Here is a 19620-nt window from a genome sequence, read left to right on the forward strand (position 1 = left end):
TATTGCGGATTGAAGCAGTTGGTGTGCCAGACGCGCTAGCGACGCATTGCGCTCGGCGACGGCCCGAGCATGGCGCGTAACTCGTCCAACTCCGTCGCATGGCCGATCGCTTCGTCGTACGAAATCAGGCGCCGATGGTGGAGGTCCACGAGCGATTGGGTCATCGTCTGCATACCGAACTTGGTCTGCCCGACCTGCAGCTGAGAGTATATCTGATGAACCTTTTCCTCCCGGATCAGGTTGCGGATCGCCACGTTGGGGATCATGACCTCGACGGCCAGCACCCGCCCCTTGCCATCAAGCCGCGGGATCAGTTGCTGCGAGATGACCCCTTGCAAGACCAGAGACAGCTGGGCGCGTACCTGGGGCTGCTGATTCGTCGGAAAAATGTCGATGATGCGGTTGATGGTCTGGACCGCAGAGTTGGTGTGGAGGGTGGAGAGCACCAGGTGCCCAGTCTCAGCGACAGTCAAAGACGCCTCCATCGTCTCCAAGTCCCGCATTTCACCGATCAGCACGATATCGGGGTCTTGCCGCAGCACATGCTTGAGCGCGGCGGCAAAGGCCTTGGTGTCGGCAAAGACCTCGCGCTGGTTCACCACACAACCGCGATGCTCGTGCACGAACTCGATGGGGTCTTCCACCGTCATTATGTGTTCGTGTCGCTCGCGGTTAATCTTGTCGATCATCGAGGCCAGAGTTGTGGATTTCCCACTGCCCGTAGGCCCGGTGACCAGAACCAGCCCGCGCGGCAGCTTGGTCAATTCCGCCACTACTGGTGGCAAGCCTAGCTCAGCCAAGCCACGGACCTGGTACGGGATCAGCCGGAAGGCCCCGCCTACGGCCCCCCGCTGCAGGAACAGATTGCCGCGAAAGCGGCTCAACCCGCGAATCCCGAAGGAGAAATCCAGCTCGCTCTCCTCCTCAAAGCGGTGGCGCTGGCTTTCGGTCAGCAGGCTGTAACAGAGCTGCTTGGTTTCGTTGGCCGACAACGGCGGGAAGGGCATCGCCGCCAAGACGCCATTGAGGCGCATCACCGGCGGGCTATCGGCCGTCAGGTGGAGATCGGTGGCACCCTTGTCGATCACCAGCCGCAGAAAGTCCTGCATGCTGGCGGCCACGCTCGGCTGGTGCTCTACGAATGGCGCCGTATCGCTGATGGCCATGCACTCCTCAGTCCGCTATTGTAACCCGGACCACTTCCTCCACCGTCGTCACGCCTTCCTTCAACTTGGTCACCCCGCTCATGCGCAACGTCTTCATGCCCAGATTGATCGCCGTCCGCTTCAGCTCACTGGCGGAGGCGCCATTGAGAACCATGCTGCGCAGCTCCTCGCTCAAAGGCATCACCTCGTAGAGGGCGATACGGCCGCGGTATCCGGTACCGTTACAGTTGCCACAGCCCGCCCCGTGGAAGCAGCCGAACGTTCCTATCTCTTCGCGCGGGACGCCGATGTCCAGCAGCGCCTGTGGCGGCATCTCCGTCAGCTCGCGGCAATCCGGGCAGATCTTGCGCGCTAGTCGCTGCGCCAGAATGAGGTTCACCGAGGAGGCCACTAGAAACGGCTCGACGCCCATGTTGAGTAACCGGTTCACGCTCGACGGCGCATCGTTGGTGTGCAGGGTGCTCAACACCAGATGCCCGGTGAGCGCGGCCTTGATCGCGATCTCCGCGGTCTCGAAGTCGCGCACCTCACCGACCATGATGATGTCTGGGTCTTGCCGCAAGAACGATCGCAAAGCGTTTGCGAAATTCAACCCGATGTCGTCGTGAATCTGGACCTGGTTGATCCCCACTAGGTTGTACTCGACCGGGTCCTCCGCCGTGGAGATGTTCGAGCTCGCCTTGTTGAGTTCGGAAAGCGCCGAATACAACGTCGTGGTCTTGCCGCTACCGGTCGGCCCGGTGACCAGGACCATGCCGAAGGGCCTGTAGATCGCGTCCTTGAAGTCCTTGAGCGCTCCTTCTTCGAAACCGAGCTTGGTCATGTCGAGCTGCAGGCTCGATTTATCCAGCAAGCGCAGCACGATCTTCTCGCCGAAGATCGTCGGCAGCACCGAGACGCGGAAGTCCATCTCCTGGCCGGGGCCTATCTTCAACTTGATCCGGCCGTCTTGCGGCAAGCGGCGCTCGGCAATATCGAGGCTCGACATTACCTTGATGCGCGAGGTGATGGCGTTCTTCAGCTTCAGTGGCGGCTTCATGATTTCTTCGAGCACGCCATCGACCCGGAAGCGCACGCGAAACATGCGCTCGAAGGGCTCCAAGTGGATGTCGCTCGCCCGCCGCTTGATGGCGCTGGTCAGAATGGCGTTGACCAGCCGTACCACCGGGGCGTCCTCGGTCGCCCGCTCGAGCTCCTTGACGTCGACCTCTTCCTCGGTTTGCACCAACTCGACATCCTGGCTTTCGAGCTGGGTCAGGACCTCGGAGTAGTTGGCCCCTTCATCGTAGAAGCGCTGGATCGCGGCCGTGACCGAAGAGGTGGCCGCCACCGCGATCTTGACGTCGTAGCCAGCCAGGAACTTGACCTCGTTGATGGCCACTAGGTTCGAGGGGTCGGACATCGCCAGCGTGAGCGACGACCCGCTGAGGCTGATCGGCACCAAATGGTGGCGGTTGACCAGAGCGGCCGGAATCAGGCGTATCACGTCGGCCGGCAGGTCCATCCCGGCCGGGTCCACGAGCGGTAGCCGGTACTCCTTCTGCAAGTAGGCGGTCAGATCAGCATCGGAAACGAAGTTCAGCTTGACCAGGACGGCGCTGAGGGCGCCCCCTTGCTCACCTTGGTGCTCGACCGCTTTGGTGAGTTGAGCCTGGGTGATCAGGCCCCGTTTGACCAGTAGTTCCCCTAGGCGTGTGCTCATAGTCTCGTGCGCGCCGGCAATACTAGCACACCCGCTGCCAAGGTGCCCACGCTAATTGACGACCCGGGCGCTTGTCAATTTGGTTTTTCCCCGGGGCGAATCTGCGCTGCCGCAAGGCAAGCGCAGACCTGTTCGGCCCCCGATCGCCACCATCGCTCGATACCGGGCCGGAGCAGGCAAACGCCAACGAACGCATTGACCGCTAGGCGCAGCGGTAGTACCTGGCGCACATGAAAGCCGTACAGCTACGCTCCGACGGTACGCTTCAAATCGCAACGGTCTCCGATCCCGCGCCTGCGGCCGGGGAAGTGCTGCTGCGGGTACGCGACTGCGGCATTTGCGGTTCCGACCTGCATGCGGCGCGCTTCGCTCACCAGCTACCGCCCGACACGATTATGGGCCACGAGTTCTCGGGCGAGATCATCGCTCTTGGGCCGGGCACGAGCGGCTGGGAGATCGGTGCGCGCGTGGTGTCGCTGCCATACATGGCATGCGGCGGGTGCCCCGCCTGCCGGCGAGGTGACGGGATCCGCTGTGCGCAGGTGCGCGGCATTGGCCTCGGCCAGCTTGCCGGCGCGTTTGCTGAATACGTCCGCGTCCACCCCGCCAGCTTGCTGCGCGTGCCGGACAACGTCTCGCTGCGCCAGGCCGCCTTGGTCGAGCCCCTGGCCGTCGGGTTGCGTGGGGTTCGGCGGGCGCGCGCCAGCAAGGATGCCGCGGTTCTCATCATCGGTGCCGGGCCGATCGGCCTGGTGACCTTGCTGTGGGCGCGCCACCTCGGCGCCAAGACCATTGTCGTATCGGAGATCACCGACGGCCGGGCGGCGCTGGCTCGCCAGCTAGGCGCCACCGCGGTCGAGAACCCTCACCGCAGCGACCCGACGGCGACCGTGCGCGAACTGGCCGGGCGCGAGCCCGACACCGTCTACGAGTGTGTGGGCGTCAAAGGCACCCTCAACACCGCGTTCATGGCCGCCGCCACCCGCGGGGAAGTGATCGTGCTCGGTGCCTGCATGGAGATGGACGAAGTCTTCCCGCTCACCGCCGTGTTGAAGGAACTCGAAGTGAAGTTCGTACTTGGCTACACCCGTGCCGAGTTTGAAGCCGCGATCGAGGCCCTTGAGCACCGGCACTTCGAGGTGCAGCCCCTGATCACCGACGTAATCAGCCTCGACGAGGTCCCGCGGGCCTTCGCCGAGCTGTCCCAGCCCTCGACCCAGGCGAAGGTGGTGGTCGAGTTCCCCTGATCGCGGCCCGCGGCGTTGGCGCCGCGGGCCACGATATTCTTGTTGCGCCGAGCAGCTCAGAAATCGTTGCGGTCGGTTGCGTCAATTACGAGCCGGGCTCGGGGCACGGAGTAAACCTCCGTGCCCCGCTTGAAGCCCGCTCGTGAGAGCGTTCGGTTCTAATCCAAATCCGGATCGAACCCGTCGCCGGTGTTGGGCACGATCTGACCGCCGCTGCCATCGGCGTTGACGATACCGATGCCCGCGGCGAAGATGTCGTGCGCCAGCTTCGAGCCGTTGCGGTTCCACGCCGGGTTGCCGCTTAGATACCTACGCGCCTCGCCCTGGTTTCCGAACACAGAGCCGGATATGGGAACGGCAAACGGAGGGCGCATGACTAGGCGCATGACCAAGAAGATCGTGCTCGTAGTACTGGCATTGGTCGCTATCGCCATCGTCGCGGCGGCATCGGGGCTGACGTGGGCACACCTGACAATTCGGCGCGAGCGCACCCCCCTGCCGGCAGCCGCGGCAGTTGTCGGCACGAACTCAGCCGACGGGCCAGTGCGGATTTCCTATCTCAACACTGCCACCCAGCCCATGCCGCGTTCGGCGGTGCTCGACCCCAAGCGCGATCCGCACCCGCAGGAACCCTACGTCATGAGCCACCCGTCTTTCGTGCTCGAGTGGGCCGACGGCCGCATCGTGCTGATAGATGCGGGCATGACGCGCGAGGAGGCAGCGGCCTTCGGCCGGCCGATCGAGCGCTTCAGCGGCGGGCAGCCGATCAAGCCGCTCGGCAGCGTCGCCGAAGGTCTCGGCCAGGCGGCGGCGCGGGTGCAGGGCGCTCTGTTCACACATTTGCACTCGGACCATGTCGGCGGTATCACCGCGCTGTGCGCCGGTGTGAGCCAGCGCATCCACGTGTTCCAAACCGAGGCCCAAGCGCTGCGCACCAACCACCTCACCCGCGCTGGGCTGCGCCTGCTGCAAGCGGCCAGCTGTGTGCAACGCGAGCGACTCGAGGGCGCACCGCTAATGCCGGTCAGCGGTTTTCCCGGACTGTTTGTGATTGCCGCCGGCGGCCACACGCCCGGCAGTCAGATCGTTGTCGCGCACATGGCGACGAGCGACGGCTCACGCCACTACGTGTTCACCGGAGACACCGCTAACAACATCGACGGCATCACCTTCGATGTGCCGAAACCGGCCTTGTACAGCTTGTTGGTGGTACCCGAGGACGGCGAGCGGCTCGGCGAGCTGCGCCGTTTCCTGCGCGGCTTGGGCCAACACGCCGGGGTTACTCTGCTGGTGTCGCACGATCAGCGCCAGCTCGAGCGCAGCGGAGTGCCGGCGTGGCCTCACTTGGGATAGTCGGGATAGTCGGGATAAGGCAGCACTCGGTGTTTTACAGCAGCACTTCGGTATCCAGCATGCGCCAGAGGTACCACGAGGCCACCGAGCGATACGGGCGCCACGGTGCCGCAATCTGCTCCAAGGTGTGCGGCCGCGGCAAGTCGTCGAGCTGATAGAGTTGCTGCGCGGCCTTGCGGACCCCGTAATCACCCACCGGCAGCACATCGGGGCGGCCGAGTCCGAAGAGCAGCAGCATGTGCGCGGTCCACTCGCCGATGCCTTTGACGGTGGTGACCGCAGCGACGACCTCCGCATCCGGCAGCGCCGCCAGCCGCCGCACCGACAGTGCCCCGCTGTCGAAGCGCGCGGCGAGATCACGCAAGTACACCGTCTTCTGGCGTGACAGTCCGGCCGCGCGCAGGGCCTCGTCGCTGGCGGCGAGCAACTGCGCCGGCGCCGGAACGCGGCCGCCGAACAGTGCCTGCACTCGGCGCTCGATCGCCGCGGCGGCGTTGCCGGCCAGCTGTTGATACAACACGGCGCGAAACAACGAGCGATAAGCGTTGCCGTCACGGACGGTCAGCTGGCAGGTGCCCACCGCCGCGATCACCCGCGCCAGCTTGGCATCGGCCCGGCGGAGATGGCGCACGGCGGCGGCTTTGCGCGCCGGCGTCAAGCGGGTAATCGAAACAGGTTTGCGCAAAAAGCGCCTTCGCGGTCCAACTCGGAGCACTCGTCATTCCTTCAGCAACCCTGATCAAGCACGGCTGACCGCGACCGTGTGGCGTGATGGTTTTTCCGCACCCGTTCTCAGCGTTGGCGCTGGCGGCCGGGCGCACGCGCGCGCCCGCGCGGCCCGCTGCGGTGCCTGGCGGCGGCGGCCGCCAAGGACACCGCGTTGGCGGCCTCTGCCCCCTCGGCAGCTTGCTCGTGCGCGGCCGCGCTCCGGGCGGATACGGCGCGCGCCGGATGACGCAAGATCACGGCCGCTTCCTTTTCGGTGATTGGCCGGCCGAATAGGCATCGGGGTTTGCCCTCTTCGCTCTGGCTGTTGGCCCAAGCCGCGAGCTCGGCCGCAGTCGGCCGGTGTCCGAGCGCCACCGTGCAGCGGCGCACGACGAACCCGAGCATCATCTTCGGCAACGCGGGCGAGGCCATCGCGCGCGGAGTTCTGTCCCATTCCCAACGATCGGTCAAGCGGGATTACTACGCCGCGATCGCGCGCGCGACGATTTCTGCGTACAACCGCTGCAGCCGGCGCGTCAGGGCGCCGGGCCGGCCGCTGCCGACCTGCCGCTCGCCGGCACGGATGATGGGAACGATCTCGATCACCGACGAGGTGCAAAAAGCCTCATCAGCGGCGGCGAGGTCCTTGACGGAGAGAGCCCTTTCCTCCATCGCGATCTTCGCGCTGGCGGCGAGCTGCACCACCAGCCGGCGCGTCACTCCGGGCAGCACCTCCGGCCCGCCGGTTAGCGGCGGCGTCAGCAGCCGCCCGTGACGGCAGAGGAAGAGATTGCAGGTGGTACCCTCGCTGAGCCGGCCCTCGCCGTCGACGTACAACCCTTCGAACGCCCGGTGGCGGTGAGCAATAACGCGCCCCAGAATCGCCGGCACGTAATCGAGCAGCTTGTGGCCGGCAAGCACACCGGCGCGCGCAAACGGCAACAAAGCCACCCGCACCCCGCGGCGCTGCGCGCGCGCCACGGCGGGAGCGATTGCAGCCGCGGTCATCAACAGCGTCGGCCTAACCAGGCGCGGCGGCAGCAAGCCGGGCCGTGCGGCACCGCGGGTCAGCGTAATTCGTACCGTGGCATCGCCCGCATCAAGCCGGTTGCGCCGCAAGAGCGCACCGATCTGCCTGGGCCAATCCAGTTGCGGCACCGGGATGCGCAGCCAACGCGCGCTGGCATGCAGGCGCGCCAGGTGATCGTCGAGCGCAAAGGCGCTGCCGCGGTACGTGCGCACGGTCTCGAACAGGCCATCGCCGTAGAGCAAGCCGCGATCGAACACGCTCACCCGCGCCCGCGCCGCCGGTAACAGGCGGCCATTTATGAAGACGACGCCGCCAAGATCGGGTTGAACAGTCATACTCGTACACCTTCGCGCCCGGTCCACGCCTCACAAAAAGCGCGCGCCTTCAGCAGGGTTTCCTCGTACTCGGCTTGCGGATCGGAGTCGGCCACGATCGCCCCGCCGGCGTGAAAGGTCAGTTTGTCCCCGCACCCCAGCGCGGTTCGAATGGCAATGTTGAAGCAGCCGGCACCATGGGCGTCGAGGAAGCCGACGGCACCGGTATAGAAGCCGCGCCGCACCGGCTCCAGCTCGTCAATGATCTCCATCGCCCGGATCTTCGGGGCCCCGGTGATCGAACCGCCGGGAAAGGTGGCGCTAAGGATCTCCGCCAGCTCGATGCCGGCACGCCGCCGCCCATGCACCGCCGAGACCAAATGGTGCAGCGTCGGATACGATTGCACCGTGGCGAACTCCGTCACCTCCACCGAGCCCGGCTGGCATAGCCGGCCCAAGTCGTTGCGCTCCAGGTCGACGATCATGACATGCTCGGCCGCTTCCTTGGCATCGGTGCGCAAGGCCAGCGCATTGGCAACGTCGTGGGCGTTATCCATACCGCGGGGGCGCGTGCCTTTGATCGGAAAGGTGGCGATGGTTGCGGGTGTCAGTTGCAGAAAACATTCGGGCGAGTTGCTGATCACCGTGAAGTCTGCGCAATCGAGGTAGGCCGCAAACGGCATCGGGTGGCGCTGCTGCCAGTGCGCAAACAAGGTGGCCGCCGCCGCCCGCGGCGTCATCCCGCGCACGGCGGCGTCGAAGCGCTGGGCGAGATTGACCTGGTAAATATCACCGGCGGCGATGTACGCCAGCGCCCGCCGCACCGCGGCGATGTACTCGGCGTGGGTTACATTGTGAGTGAGCGATGCCGTCAACTGTGCCGCCGGCGCGGGCGTGGCGCGGGTTGCCGCCATGATTTTCTGACCGACGGCGTGCAGCTCGCCCGCAGTCAGGAATGACGACGCCAGTTGCCAGGCGCGGGTGCGGTAATCGAACACTAGCGCCCAGTCGTACCAGGCGCACTCCAGTACCGGCAGACCCTGGTCGTCGCGGGCGCGTGCGGGCAGGCGCTCGATCCAGTGCTTGAGATCGTAGCTCAGGGCCGCGACCAGGCCGCCGGCGAAGACAGTGGTCGGCTCATCGATCACGCGCCTGGCGTAGGTGCGCCGAAACTGCTCGATCAGATCCAAGGGATGCCCCAGCAGTTGGCGCCTGCTGCCGTCGCCGGTCCATTGCGCCGTTCCGCTGGCCTCGACGCGCAGCGTAGCCCGCGGAGTGTGCCCGAAGAGCGCGAAGCCGTTTCCCCACGACTGCGGCCCGCCACCATCGAACACGAACGGGCGTGGCCACGCCGCCGCGGTCAGCACTTCGACCGGTGTGCGTGCGAGACGGAGTTCTTGCGCCGGCATGCGATTCCTGCTTTGGCAGTGACTGTTTTCATAGCCACGGGGCTCGGTGGTTGCAACTCACCGCGCCGCGCCTAGGGTGGAGCCATGCGCGACTACCAGCACCAGAGAGCAAACCGCCGCCGATGAATGCATCGGTCACATTGCTCGAGCGGGTGTTGCCGGCGACCGTGCAATTGCAGGGCGAAGTGCCGGCCGATCATCCGTCGGCAGCGATTCTCGGCTGCGAACGGGCGGGCTCGGGCACGGTGGTGGATTCGGCCGGGCTGATCTTGACGGTGCAGTACATCGTCGTTGGGGCGCAGTCCATCACGGTGACGCTGCTCGATGGCAGCGAGCTGGCGGGTGAGGTGGCAGCGCAGGACTTCGCCACCGGCATCGCGCTGGTACGCGTCGATGGCCGCAAGCTGCCGGTAGCCAAGCTCAGCGCCTCAACCGGTCTCCAGCGCGGGCAAGAGGTCTTTATCGTGGCGGCGCTGGGGGACAATGCCCGCCGGGTCAGCAACGGCGCCGTCAGCTCGCTCGACGCGTTCGACGCTTACTGGGAGTACCGGTTGGAGCGCGCTATCACCACCACCGCGGTCAATCCGGGGCTCACCGGTGGCGGGTTGTTTGACGGCATGGGTCACTTGGTGGGCGTGGTATCGCTCGACCTCAACGAAGTCGGGCGGTTCACCCTCGCCGTCCCGGTCGAGAATTTCCTCGATCACCGCCAAGAGCTACTCCGCAACGGGCGGCGCACCACCCGGCCGCCGCGCGCGTGGGTGGGCTTGTACTGCTACACCTGGCGGGGGCGCCTGATCATAGCCGGCGTGCTGCCGGGTACGCCGGCGGAGAGCGGCGGGCTCAAAGCCGGCGACGTTCTGCTGACGGTGGATGGCCGCGAAGTTACTGGGCGCGCTGCGCTCTACCAACTGCTCTGGGCCCATAGCCCGGGCGACACCATCGCTTGCACCGTCTTCCGCAGCGATGAAATCAAACCGCTCGCCATCTGCGCCGGCGACGCGGAAGCCTTCTTCGCCTAGTGCTCCCGCCGCTTTTTCTTTGCCACCGCTGCGCTTGACGCCTTTGGTCGTGCCGGCGGCGCCGGCGAGCTCGGCAACTCACGTTCTTTAGCAGCCGCACCCGCCTTCTCGTACCGGACCCGCTCGGCGGCCATCGCTTCGTCCAGCCGAACGCCGACCGCGGGATACTTGAGCGCAAGGATGCGTGCGGCCAGGAAGGCGGCGTTCTTGGCGCCGTCGATCGCCACCGTGGCCACCGGAACGCCTGGCGGCATCTGTACGGTGGCGAGCAAGCTGTCGAGGCCGGCAAGCCGCCCGGCGCCCAGCGGCACCCCGATCACCGGCAGCAGCGTGTACGCCGCAACCGTTCCGGCTAGGTGCGCGGCCATGCCGGCGCAGGCGATGATCACTTCGATACCCCGCTGCTCGGCGCCGCGCACGTACTCGACCGTGAGATCCGGCGTACGGTGAGCGGACAGCGCGCGCAGTTCCGAGGGCACACCGAGCGAGGCCAGAACGTCGCGCGCGGCCGCCACGGTCTCGAGATCGCTCGGGCTGCCCACCAAAATCCCGACCATGGGCGTTGTCTCGGTCATGGCAGCCGCCCACTTCACTTCGATTTCCAATTCCGTGCCGCGATCGTCCGACTCGATCTCGGTTTCCACGCTGACGCGCTCGGGCACGCGCACCGCCGAGCCGCCAACTCGGATCGCGCTGCCTAGACGCAGCCGCACGGCCCAATCCTCCAGTTGCTTAGCCAGCTCGACCCGTTCGAGAAGCTGCTTTCGTTTCATCCTTGCGAGTCCTTTCTTGGTCCAAGCGCCACGCCCGCGGGGCAGTTCAGTCGAAGATTGCCCGCGAGTAGGCCCCCCTCATGGCTTCGGCGGATGATCGAGGTGCTTCAAGAGCCGGAAGAAGTCGCTGTTGGGCGACAGGATGATGGTGGTGCCGTCACCGAGCGACTTGCGGTAGGCCTCCAGCGTACGCACGAGCTGATAGAACTCCAGGTCACGGCCGTAGGCGTCGGCGAAGATCTTGACCGCCAGCGCATCGCCCTCGCCGCGCATGATTTCGGACTTCTTGCGGGCCTCGGCCAGAAGAATCTGCACCTGTTTATCCGACTCGGAGCGAATCTTGCGCGCTTCCTCATCACCTTCGGCGCGGAACTTCTTGGCCTGGCGCTCGCGTTCGGTGCGCATGCGGTTGAAGACGTTGAGCTCGTTCTTCTCGGGCAGATCAGCGCGCTTGATCACCACGTCCACCACCTCGATGCCGTACTCGCGCGCCTTCTCGTCGCTGCGTTCGGTGACCTGCTTCATGAGCGCCGCGCGCTTCTCGTTGACGATCTCACGCAAGGTGTGACGGCCGAGGGTCTCACGCAGGTTCGAGTAGATGATGTCGTCGAGGCGCGACTGGGCCCCCTCTTCGTTGCGGACGGTGCGGTAGAACTGGAGCGGATCACGGATGCGCCAGCGCGAGTAGTTGTCGACCACCAGTTGCTGCTTGTCTTTGGTGAGCAGCTCGCGCGGGGCGGCATTGTAGTCGAGCAGCCGCTGGTCGAAATAGAGCACGTTCTGGATGAGGGGGATCTTCCAATAGAGGCCCGGCTCCTGCACCGTGCGTACGGGATCGCCGAGCTGCACCACGATCGCCTGCATCCACTGCGGCACACTGTACGCTGCCAGCTTCCAAGTGCCGAGCACGAGCCCGAGCACGACTAGAATAGGAATCCAACGCCGATCCATGTTTACCTCCTCCCCGGCTGGGCCGCGGGCTCCGCCGGCTCGGCCGAGCGCGGCTTGAGTACCTGATCGAGCGGCAAATAAGGCACGACCTGTTTGCCGGCGAGGTCGTCCAGCAGGATCTTGTTCATGCGCCCGAGCACTTCCTCCATCGTCTCCAAATACAGGCGCTGGCGGGTGACCTCCTTGGCCTTGGAGTACTCGTCGTGGAGAGCGGTGAAGCGTTGCGCCGCGCCGGCCGCATCCTGGAGCTTGGCAGCCTTGTAGCCTTCGGCCTCATTGAGCAGTTGCGCCGCCTGGCCGCGCGCCTTCGGTACCACGTCGTTGGCGTAACCGGTCGCTTCGTTGATCAGCCGCTCCTTGTCCTGTTGCGCGCTGATGACGTCCTTGAACGCGTCCGACACCTGGTCTGGCGGATCCACGTCCTGCAGCTTCAGCGTCACGACTTCGAGCCCGAGGCGGTAGCGGTCGAGGATTTCCTGCAGCAGCAGCTGCGCGTCCTCCTGAATGCGCTCCTTCCCCTCGGTCAACGCATTGTCGATGTTGTTGCGTCCGACGATCTCGCGCATGGCGGCCTCGGCGGCGTCGCGTACGGTCTCCTGCGGGTCGCGCACATTGAATAGAAAATCGGTGGCACCGCGGGCCTCCGGCTTGACCTTGTACTGCACGATGAATTGCAGCTTGACGATGTTTTCGTCGCCGGTCAGCATCAAGGCCTCGACGTCCTCATCGCGGTAGCGCGCCGGCGGCCCGGCGTCCACCGTGCGGAAACCGAACTCCGCCTTGCGGACCTGCGTCACCGAGGGCTTCAGTACGGTCTCGATCGGCCAGGGCAGATGATACCCCGGCCCAGGATCGGCCTCGCGCACCACGCGCCCGAAGCGCAGGACCACGCCGCGCTCGTCGGGCGCGACGATGAAGACCCCGCTTAGGGCATACAGCAGCAACGCGATGGCGACGATCAACCACGGGTTGAAGCGCCCGCGACCACCGCCCGCGAACCGCCTGCGGAAGTCCTCCCACGCCTGGGTGACCATCTCGAGGGGATCATCGGGGCCACCGCCGGACCAAGAACCGTCATGCCGTTGCGCCATCGCACTCACCATTTGTCGCGTGTCGCTTCATGCTTTTCATCTCCATTCCTTCCTTCGTCTGATCCGATGAGCAGGTAAGATATCATGCGATGTGGCACAAGTCCCGCCCTCTGCAACACGGCGGCCGAACATGGGTGTGCGACAAATCTGTGGGTAACGTGCAGCCGACCGGGCAAATCCTCACCAGTCTGACAGTACCGTGTACTGTCAGGCCGAGGCCCATGGCCGAAAGGGACGCAATTTGTCATCTTCCAGGCGCGCGGCGCCACTTCTTCAGCTGCTTCTCCCCGCACGATTGCGGTCTCTGCGCAGCCCTGCGCTTCGTAGTAGACCAGCTTGTCAACGCCGTACTTGGCCGAAAAACCCTCCACGACCTTGCTCTTATGCTGCCACACCCGCGTTGCCAGCTGTGAGTTCACCCCAATGTACAGCGTGCCGTTCCGTTTGCTGGCCAGGGTGTAAACGCAGAACTGCTTGTCCATAGCGCCAAACGCCAAACTGGATTCCCGCTTTCGCGGGAATGACGGCCTTTCGCGGGAATGACGGCCATAACACCGAACCACGTTACCCACAAATTTGTCGCGCACCCGCCGAACATCGTGAGCAGCTTGACCGCGGTGGCCGTGTCCGCCTGAGCGTCGGGAGCGACGATAGCCAGCACCTGCGTGCCTGCCAGCCCGAGGAGCAGCAGCAGAGAGTAAATCAGAACCTTGCGCATGCCGGTCGCGCTCCTGATCTATGATCATTCGCCGCGTGCAAAAGGCCTCCGGTGAACGACGGCAGACGAGCCCGCGTCCGTGACCATTGCGGAGATCTCTGGTAAGAGGCGAAGCGGCACAAGCAAGGCAAACCTGGTGCTGAGGCTTGAGTAAGGAGGAGAAGCCATGCGCGGCAAATTCCAGACCGCGGATTCGGGCGGAGATGCTGGAGACAGCGTTCGCGCGGCTCCAAGAGTGTGAGTGTCATACTATGCCTGTCATCGACAAGGGGAAGCTGGTCGGGCTGGTCACGATGGACAACGTTGGAGAGTTCCTGATGATCCAGGCCGCCCTTGGGGGAGCGCCAGCTCGATCGGTTCGTCATGAAGCCCACGCGTGACGGCGGCGAACCCGCGCAAGACGATCGCACGGGCCGCAGGCGCAAAACTCCTGTCGCGAGGCAAACCCCCGGATCATCCCTCCGCGCCATGCTGTTCCCGCAGTTGTTCGATCCCGTTTCCTCCACTTACACCTACCTGCTCGCCGACGAGGCGACGCGGCGAGGCCTCCTCATCGGCACGGTCTTCGAGCAGTTCGAACGCGACCGCGCGCTGCTGCACGAGCTCGGGCTCACCCTCAGCCACACGATCGAGACCCACGTGCACGCCGACCACTTCGCGCCGCGCTCGGCAACCGCGGCGGGTTGCCACGCCGCGTGGGCACGGTAGCGACATGGATCTGCCGTATTACCCAGTGAACGACTTCGAGCCGCTGATGAAGGGGATGGTCATCGGCGGGATGGGCATCGTCCACGTGTTTCTGGCGCAGTTTGCCATCGGGGGTGGCTTGCTGATGTGCTACTTCCAGTGGCTGGCGCACACCCGCCGCGTGCCGCACGCTCGGAAGTTTCTCGAAGGGTACTTCCAGTTTCTCGTGCTCGTCAGCTTCGTGGTCGGCGCGCTCACCGGCGTCGGCGTGTGGTTCACGAGCATCCAGGTGAGTCCGCGTACCATCGGATTGATGGTCGATGAGTTCCACTGGGTGTGGGCGACCGAGTGGACGTTTTTCTGTCTCGAGGTGGTCGCGGGCTACGCCTTCTATCGCTACGCGCCGGTGCTGACCGATCGCAGTCGCATGACCCTGCTGCTGCTGTACTCGGCCGCCGCCTGGTTCAGCCTGTTCTGGATCAATGGCATCCTCTCGTGGCAGCTCACGCCCGGCCGCTGGACGGCGACGCAGCAGGTGTGGAGCGGCTTTTTCAATCCCAGCTTCTGGCCTTCGCTGATCTTCCGCACTATCGTCGCGATGACGATCGCCGCCCTGGTGGCCTGCGCGGTCATCAACGCGATGCCCGATCTCGATCGCCACGCCCGCACGATGCTCATCAATCGCGCCGCCAACTTCCTCGCGCCCATGGCGCTGATGCCGGCGCTCGGGGCCTGGTACCTGCTGGTCATCCCGCGCGACAGCCGCGTGTGGGTGCTGGGCGGCAGCGCCGCCATGACGATGTTCCTCATGCTGGCGGTGGGCACCTCGCTACTCATCGGCCTGTACGCGGCCGTCGGGCTGATTCGCCAGAAGCTTTACATCAATGGGGCGACCGCAACGCTGCTGGTCGCGCTGGCATTTGGTGCCACCGCTGGCGGCGAGTTCGTGCGCGAAGGCGTCCGCAAACCGTACACGGTTCGCGATATCCTGTACTCCAATGCGATGACGCAGCCAGACGTCGAGCGGCTGCGCCGCGTCGGCTCGGTCACCCATGATCCGTACCCGCTGCGCGATGCGGCGAGCTACCCGAACGATCAGATCCGGCTGGGCGCCAAGGTCTATCGCTTCCAGTGCAGCGTCTGCCACACGCTCGCAGGCGCCAACGGAATCATCCACCTCGCCGGGTCGTGGACCGTGGAGCAGAAGCGGATGAACATTGCCAAGCTGCAGCGGACCAAAGCCTTCATGCCGCCCTTCGCCGGCACGGCGGCTGAGCTGGAGGCCTTGGTGCAGATGCTCTCGTGGGTCAAGAGGGGCCGCCCGGCCACTTGGCCGCTGGCGGACGATCCGGACACGCTCGCGCAGATCGACCGCTGGCTGGCCGAGGCGGGGACGGCGCCAGGGATTGCGCGCCGCGCATACCGCGCGGCCGGGGTGCGCTGATGGATGCGCCCTTTCCATTCGGATTCCCGGGCGCTACCGCCTTCTACCTGACCTTCTACGTGCTCACCCTGGTGATCCACGTGCTGTTCATGAACTACGTCCTGGCTGGGACGGCGTACCTTGCGGTGGTGACCTTGTTCACCGGCGGCGCGGCGGCCGCCCGCGAGCGCAGCACGACGGCGCTGGTGTTGCGGGACTGGATGCCGTTTGCATTGAGCGCCGCGATCACGGCGGGCGTGGCGCCGCTGCTGTTCGTGCAAATCCTCTATCAACGGCAATTCTACTCGGCCAACCTGCTCCTGTTTCATCGCTGGATGGCGATGCTCCCCGTGCTCATCGTTGGCTTCTATCTCCTCTACCTGCTGAAGAGCCGGCGCATTGGCGAGTGGGCGGCAGCCGCGCGTGCGGCCCTCGGCGGCGGGGCGTGGCTGTGCTTCGTGTTCGCGGGCTACTCGTGGACCGAAAACCACCTGCTCAGTACGCACGAGAGAGTGTGGGCGGGCTTCTACGCGTCCGGGGCACAGATCTACCGCAGCCCTGAGCTGCTGCCGCGCTTGGCGGTGTGGTTCGTCGGAGCGATCCCGACGCTGGCGGTTCTCGTGGCGTGGCAATTGTGGTTGAGGCAACGCGCCGGGCGGAGGCTGCCCCACGCTGAGCTGTCGCGCTTGGCGTTGCTGGCCGTCGGCGGTCTGGTCCTCAGCGCGGCGTGCGGCGGGCTCTACTATCTAACGATGGAGGAGGCCGCGCGCCGGCAGCTCACCGGAGCCCTGGCAAGTCCGTATCTGGTTGCTGCGGTGTTCGGCTTGGTCCTGCAAGTGGTCGCCTGGGTGGCACAGTGGCGCCGCCCGTGGGTGAGCGTGGTGTGGCTGGGCGTGGCATCGATCGGCGTGCTGATCACCGTGGTCGGCGTCACCGTGGTGCGCGAAGCGATCCGACTATCTGCGGTCGATATCGGGGCGCTCTACGAGCAGCACGCGCGCGCCGCGGCGGTGGGTGGGCTGCCCGTATTCCTCGTCTGCTTCGTGATCAACGCCGCCCTGATCGCCTGGTGCATCGCGCTGGCCCAAGGCCGGCGGCGGACAAGTGCGGCTCGCTGAGTTGACATGTCCTCTCATGCCCGGCGCCTTCGGGACGCCGGTTTGCTGAGGTTGCGGAGGTAGCCCAACTTCCGCATTGTTGAATCAAATGGCGGGATTTCTTGCACGCGTGATCGGCCCGGTCCGGCCCGCCTATCTGCCGGTGCTGATCACCTACTTCGCGTACGGTGCCAGCTCGATCACGAGCGTTGGGCTTCTTTATCTTCAAAAGGACACGCTCGGCATCACCCCCGCCGAGGCGGCACACATCGGCTTCTGGATCGGCCTGCCGTGGAGCATGAAAATGGTGGTCGGGGTCTCCTCGGATCGCTATCCCATCTTCGGCAATCGCCGCGTACCGTATCTGTTGCTCGGTAGTTTCCTCTCCTTCGGTGGCTATGCCGCGCTGGCGACGGTGGTGAGCACGAAGGCGGCGTATCTCGCGGCGACGGTGATCATCGCCGTGGGATTCATGGTCCAGGACGTGGTGGCCGATGCGCTGAGCGTCGAGACTGCCGAGTCCGACGAAGATGTCGCACAGATTCAGACACTCGGCCGCATGGCGCTCCTCACCGGTACGATCAGTGTCGGGTATCTGAGCGGTGTTCTGACGCAATGGATCGGACCGCGTGGAGTTTGTGCGGTAGGGGCGGCGCTTCCCGTGCTGGTTGCGGTGGCGGCGTTGTTCGTGCGCACCAAGCGCGCGGCGGAGCGGCCCCCGACCGACGGACCGCTCGCCGGTCACAACGCCTCGATCATCATGCTGGTGGGATTTGCCTACGCGGCGGTGAGCGTGGCGCTCGAAGCGCTCGCCGTGCCGTATGGGCAGGAGATCATCTTGATCGTCTCGGCCGTACTGATCGGTTTGCTCCTCTGGCAGGTCGGCGTTACGCGCGCCGTCGTGCTTGCGGCCCTGGTGATCTTCCTCTTTCGCGCCACGCCCGGCACCGGACAGGGCTACAGCTACTGGGCCATCGACCAGCTGGGATTCGACGAGCGCTTTCTCGGCATCCTCGCCCAGGTCGGCTCCGTCCTGAGCCTCGTCGGGCTGGCGGTCTTTCGCAAACCCATCACGCATCGTCCGGTGAGCGTCACGCTCCTCTGGGTCATCGTCGCCGCCACGATTCTCTACCTGCCGAATATCGGTCTTTTCTATGGCCTGCACACGTGGCTGGGCGTGTCGGCGCGCACGCTGGCGCTCATCGACACGACGATCTCCGCGCCGCTCGGCCAGCTGACGATGGTCCCCATGCTCATCCTGATCGCGCGTACGGCGCCACGCGGCGCCGAGGCAACGATGTTTGCCATCATGGCGTCCTTGATGAACCTGGCGCTGTCGGCAAGCGAGTTGTGCACCCGTTACCTCAACACCATGTACGCGGTGACGCAGTCGGATTACTCCAACCTCGGCCGGCTCATGATCACCGTGCTGGTGATCGGCCTCGTGCCGCTCTTGGCGCTCCCTGTACTGCGGCGCGCCGAGGTGAATCTGCACCGCGAGGCGCCGAGAGGTTGAAGCCGTCAGGCTGTGCGCGCGGCACCCTGAGCCGTGCTGTCCCGGCGTATCGCTTCGAGTGGCATCACTTCCTCCCTATTCTGTTCTTGTTGCACCGGACGGGCCGTGCAGCCAGGACGAGAGCGTCAGACATCGTATTCATCTCTTGTCTTGTATGCTTTCATGCTCTTCGCCTCCGTTCCGTCCATCGCGAAGCAGATGAAGTGAGGAACCTCCGACGCCGGAGCTGGCGAGCTAGAGCGCGGTGCTGCGCAGCGCCGCGATGCGCTCTGCGAGCGGCGGGTGCGACATGAACAGGCGCACCATCCCGCGCCCGACGCCGCCCGCGATGCCGAAGGCCGCCATCTGGTCGGGCAGGGGCTCGGGCTGGGCCTTCTTCAGCCGCTCGAGCGCGGCGATCATGTTGTCGCGCCCCGCCAGGCGGGCGCCGCCGGCGTCGGCACGAAACTCGCGGCGCCGGCTGAACCACATGACGATGACGCTCGCCAGGATGCCCAGCACGACCTGGGCGATGATGGTGGTGAGCCAGAACGCCGGCCCGTGCCCGCGCTCGGTCTTGAAGACGATGCGGTCGACGGCGTGCCCGACCACGCGCGACAGCACGATGACGAAGGTGTTGATCACTCCCTGGATCAGCGCGAGGGTGATCATGTCGCCGTTGGCCACGTGGCTCACCTCGTGCCCGAGCACGGCATCCACCTCCTCGCGCCGCATGCCGGTAACGAGTCCGCTACTCACGGCGATCAGCGCCTTGTTGCGGTTCATCCCCGTGGCGAAGGCGTTGGGGTCGGGCGAGTCGTAGACGGCGACCTCCGGCATGGCGATGCCGGCGCGCGTCGCGTGCTGCCGCACCGTCTCCACCAGCCACGCTTCGGCCGCGTTGCTCGGCGCGACGATCACCTCGGCCCCGGTCAGCCGCTTCGCCGTCCACTTGGACAGGGCCAGCGAGATGAACGCGCCGCCCATGCCGAAGACGGCGGCGAAGGCCAAGAGGCCCCCCATGTCGAGCCCGATGCCCTCCGCGTCCAGAATGCGCTCGATGCCGAGCAGGCGCAGCGTGACGCTGAGCACCAGCAAAATGGCGATGTTGGTGGCAAGAAACAGAACGATGCGCTTCATTTTGATCTCCTCCTCAATGTGAGCGGCTCGGCTCCGGTATCTGGAGCAATCGTGACCGCAAACCGGTCACGATTGGGTATGCTCAGCCGCTCCCGTGAACGCCGCGGCGATTTCCGCCAGCAGGGCCTCTTCCTTGATCGAGACCTTCGAGCCCCAGGGTCCTGTCATAGTCGCGTGCGCGCGGTAGGATCAGCGTAAGCAGACGGAGCTGTTGGCGCGGAGCGCATGCAGCAAGTGCGCAGGAGCGGCAATAAATTCGCCGCGACAGTGGTGCTGTCGCCCGTTGGGGCGCAA

At 65.4% G+C, this 19620-nt stretch carries 19 protein-coding genes and 1 pseudogene; 7 read left to right on the forward strand and 13 right to left on the reverse strand.

All coding sequences use genetic code 11. The features are described 5' to 3' along the window. Positions 1-35: 35 nt before the first annotated feature. Positions 36-1109 (reverse strand): type IV pilus twitching motility protein PilT, encoded by a 1074-nt coding sequence (locus tag HY699_00100; protein MBI4514208.1) that lies wholly within the window; start codon positions 1107-1109, stop codon positions 36-38. A 64-nt stretch (positions 1110-1173) separates the two neighbouring features. Beyond that, entirely contained in the window at positions 1174-2868 is a 1695-nt protein-coding gene (pilB, locus tag HY699_00105) for a type IV-A pilus assembly ATPase PilB (protein ID MBI4514209.1), read from the reverse strand. 230 nt (positions 2869-3098) lie between these two features. Between pilB and HY699_00110 the strand changes: the two genes are divergently transcribed. Beyond that, positions 3099-4115: an alcohol dehydrogenase catalytic domain-containing protein gene (locus tag HY699_00110; GenBank protein MBI4514210.1), complete on the forward strand. Its 1017-nt coding sequence runs from the start codon at positions 3099-3101 to the stop codon at positions 4113-4115. 158 nt (positions 4116-4273) lie between these two features. Here the strand turns inward: HY699_00110 and HY699_00115 are convergent, their stop codons facing one another. Further along, entirely contained in the window at positions 4274-4489 is a 216-nt protein-coding gene (locus tag HY699_00115) for a hypothetical protein (GenBank protein ID MBI4514211.1), read from the reverse strand. Here HY699_00115 and HY699_00120 point away from each other — a divergent pair. After that, the gene (locus HY699_00120) at positions 4488-5468 is read left to right on the forward strand and encodes an MBL fold metallo-hydrolase (protein MBI4514212.1); all 981 of its coding nucleotides are present in this window, start codon (positions 4488-4490) and stop codon (positions 5466-5468) included. The genes HY699_00115 and HY699_00120 overlap by 2 nt on opposite strands. Positions 5469-5502: 34 nt before the next feature. On the opposite strand, the gene HY699_00125 is transcribed toward HY699_00120, so the two are convergent. The 4 genes from HY699_00125 to HY699_00140 form a co-directional block, all read right to left on the reverse strand. Beyond that, positions 5503-6153, reverse strand: a complete 651-nt coding sequence (locus tag HY699_00125) for a DNA-3-methyladenine glycosylase 2 family protein (GenBank protein MBI4514213.1) — start codon at positions 6151-6153, stop codon at positions 5503-5505. A gap of 107 nt (positions 6154-6260) precedes the next feature. Then, positions 6261-6647, reverse strand: a complete 387-nt coding sequence (locus tag HY699_00130; protein ID MBI4514214.1) for a hypothetical protein — start codon at positions 6645-6647, stop codon at positions 6261-6263. Positions 6648-6656: 9 nt separating this feature from the next. Beyond that, positions 6657-7541, reverse strand: coding sequence for an aminotransferase class IV (locus HY699_00135; protein ID MBI4514215.1), 885 nt, complete (start codon positions 7539-7541; stop codon positions 6657-6659). Further along, on the reverse strand, positions 7538-8929 hold the full coding sequence (locus HY699_00140) for an anthranilate synthase component I family protein (GenBank protein MBI4514216.1): 1392 nt from the start codon (positions 8927-8929) through the stop codon (positions 7538-7540). Before HY699_00140 ends, HY699_00135 begins: the two co-directional genes overlap by 4 nt. A 122-nt stretch (positions 8930-9051) precedes the next feature. Between HY699_00140 and HY699_00145 the strand changes: the two genes are divergently transcribed. Continuing rightward, a complete protein-coding gene (locus HY699_00145; protein MBI4514217.1) occupies positions 9052-9951 on the forward strand; it encodes a serine protease in 900 nt (299 codons plus the stop codon). Here HY699_00145 and purE read toward each other — a convergent pair. The 5 genes from purE to HY699_00170 form a co-directional block, all read right to left on the reverse strand. Continuing rightward, positions 9948-10526, reverse strand: coding sequence for a 5-(carboxyamino)imidazole ribonucleotide mutase (gene purE, locus HY699_00150; GenBank protein MBI4514218.1), 579 nt, complete (start codon positions 10524-10526; stop codon positions 9948-9950). The two genes, HY699_00145 and purE, sit on opposite strands and share 4 nt — an antisense overlap. Positions 10527-10802: 276 nt before the next feature. Beyond that, positions 10803-11675, reverse strand: a complete 873-nt coding sequence (hflC, locus tag HY699_00155) for a protease modulator HflC (GenBank protein MBI4514219.1) — start codon at positions 11673-11675, stop codon at positions 10803-10805. 2 nt (positions 11676-11677) lie between these two features. Further along, a complete protein-coding gene (gene hflK, locus HY699_00160; GenBank protein ID MBI4514220.1) occupies positions 11678-12766 on the reverse strand; it encodes an FtsH protease activity modulator HflK in 1089 nt (362 codons plus the stop codon). A 5-nt stretch (positions 12767-12771) separates the two neighbouring features. Next, positions 12772-13248, reverse strand: coding sequence for a GIY-YIG nuclease family protein (locus HY699_00165; protein ID MBI4514221.1), 477 nt, complete (start codon positions 13246-13248; stop codon positions 12772-12774). Further along, a complete protein-coding gene (locus HY699_00170; protein ID MBI4514222.1) occupies positions 13182-13484 on the reverse strand; it encodes a hypothetical protein in 303 nt (100 codons plus the stop codon). The genes HY699_00165 and HY699_00170 overlap by 67 nt, the downstream gene beginning before the upstream one ends. A gap of 468 nt (positions 13485-13952) precedes the next feature. Between HY699_00170 and HY699_00175 the strand changes: the two are divergent. From HY699_00175 to HY699_00190, 4 genes and pseudogenes are all read left to right on the forward strand, one after another. Continuing rightward, positions 13953-14138 (forward strand): annotated as a pseudogene (locus tag HY699_00175) (MBL fold metallo-hydrolase). 58 nt (positions 14139-14196) lie between these two features. Beyond that, on the forward strand, positions 14197-15615 hold the full coding sequence (locus HY699_00180; GenBank protein MBI4514223.1) for a cytochrome c: 1419 nt from the start codon (positions 14197-14199) through the stop codon (positions 15613-15615). Then, on the forward strand, positions 15615-16712 hold the full coding sequence (locus HY699_00185; GenBank protein ID MBI4514224.1) for a hypothetical protein: 1098 nt from the start codon (positions 15615-15617) through the stop codon (positions 16710-16712). The genes HY699_00180 and HY699_00185 overlap by 1 nt, the downstream gene beginning before the upstream one ends. 88 nt (positions 16713-16800) lie before the next feature. Further along, positions 16801-18207: a hypothetical protein gene (locus HY699_00190; GenBank protein MBI4514225.1), complete on the forward strand. Its 1407-nt coding sequence runs from the start codon at positions 16801-16803 to the stop codon at positions 18205-18207. Between the two features lie 234 nt (positions 18208-18441). On the opposite strand, the gene htpX is transcribed toward HY699_00190, so the two are convergent. Beyond that, positions 18442-19326: a protease HtpX gene (htpX, locus tag HY699_00195; protein ID MBI4514226.1), complete on the reverse strand. Its 885-nt coding sequence runs from the start codon at positions 19324-19326 to the stop codon at positions 18442-18444. Between the last annotated feature and the right edge of the window lie 294 nt (positions 19327-19620).

It is taken from the genome of Deltaproteobacteria bacterium (genome assembly GCA_016210005.1).
Taxonomy (GTDB): domain Bacteria; phylum Desulfobacterota; class Binatia; order HRBIN30; family JACQVA1; genus JACQVA1.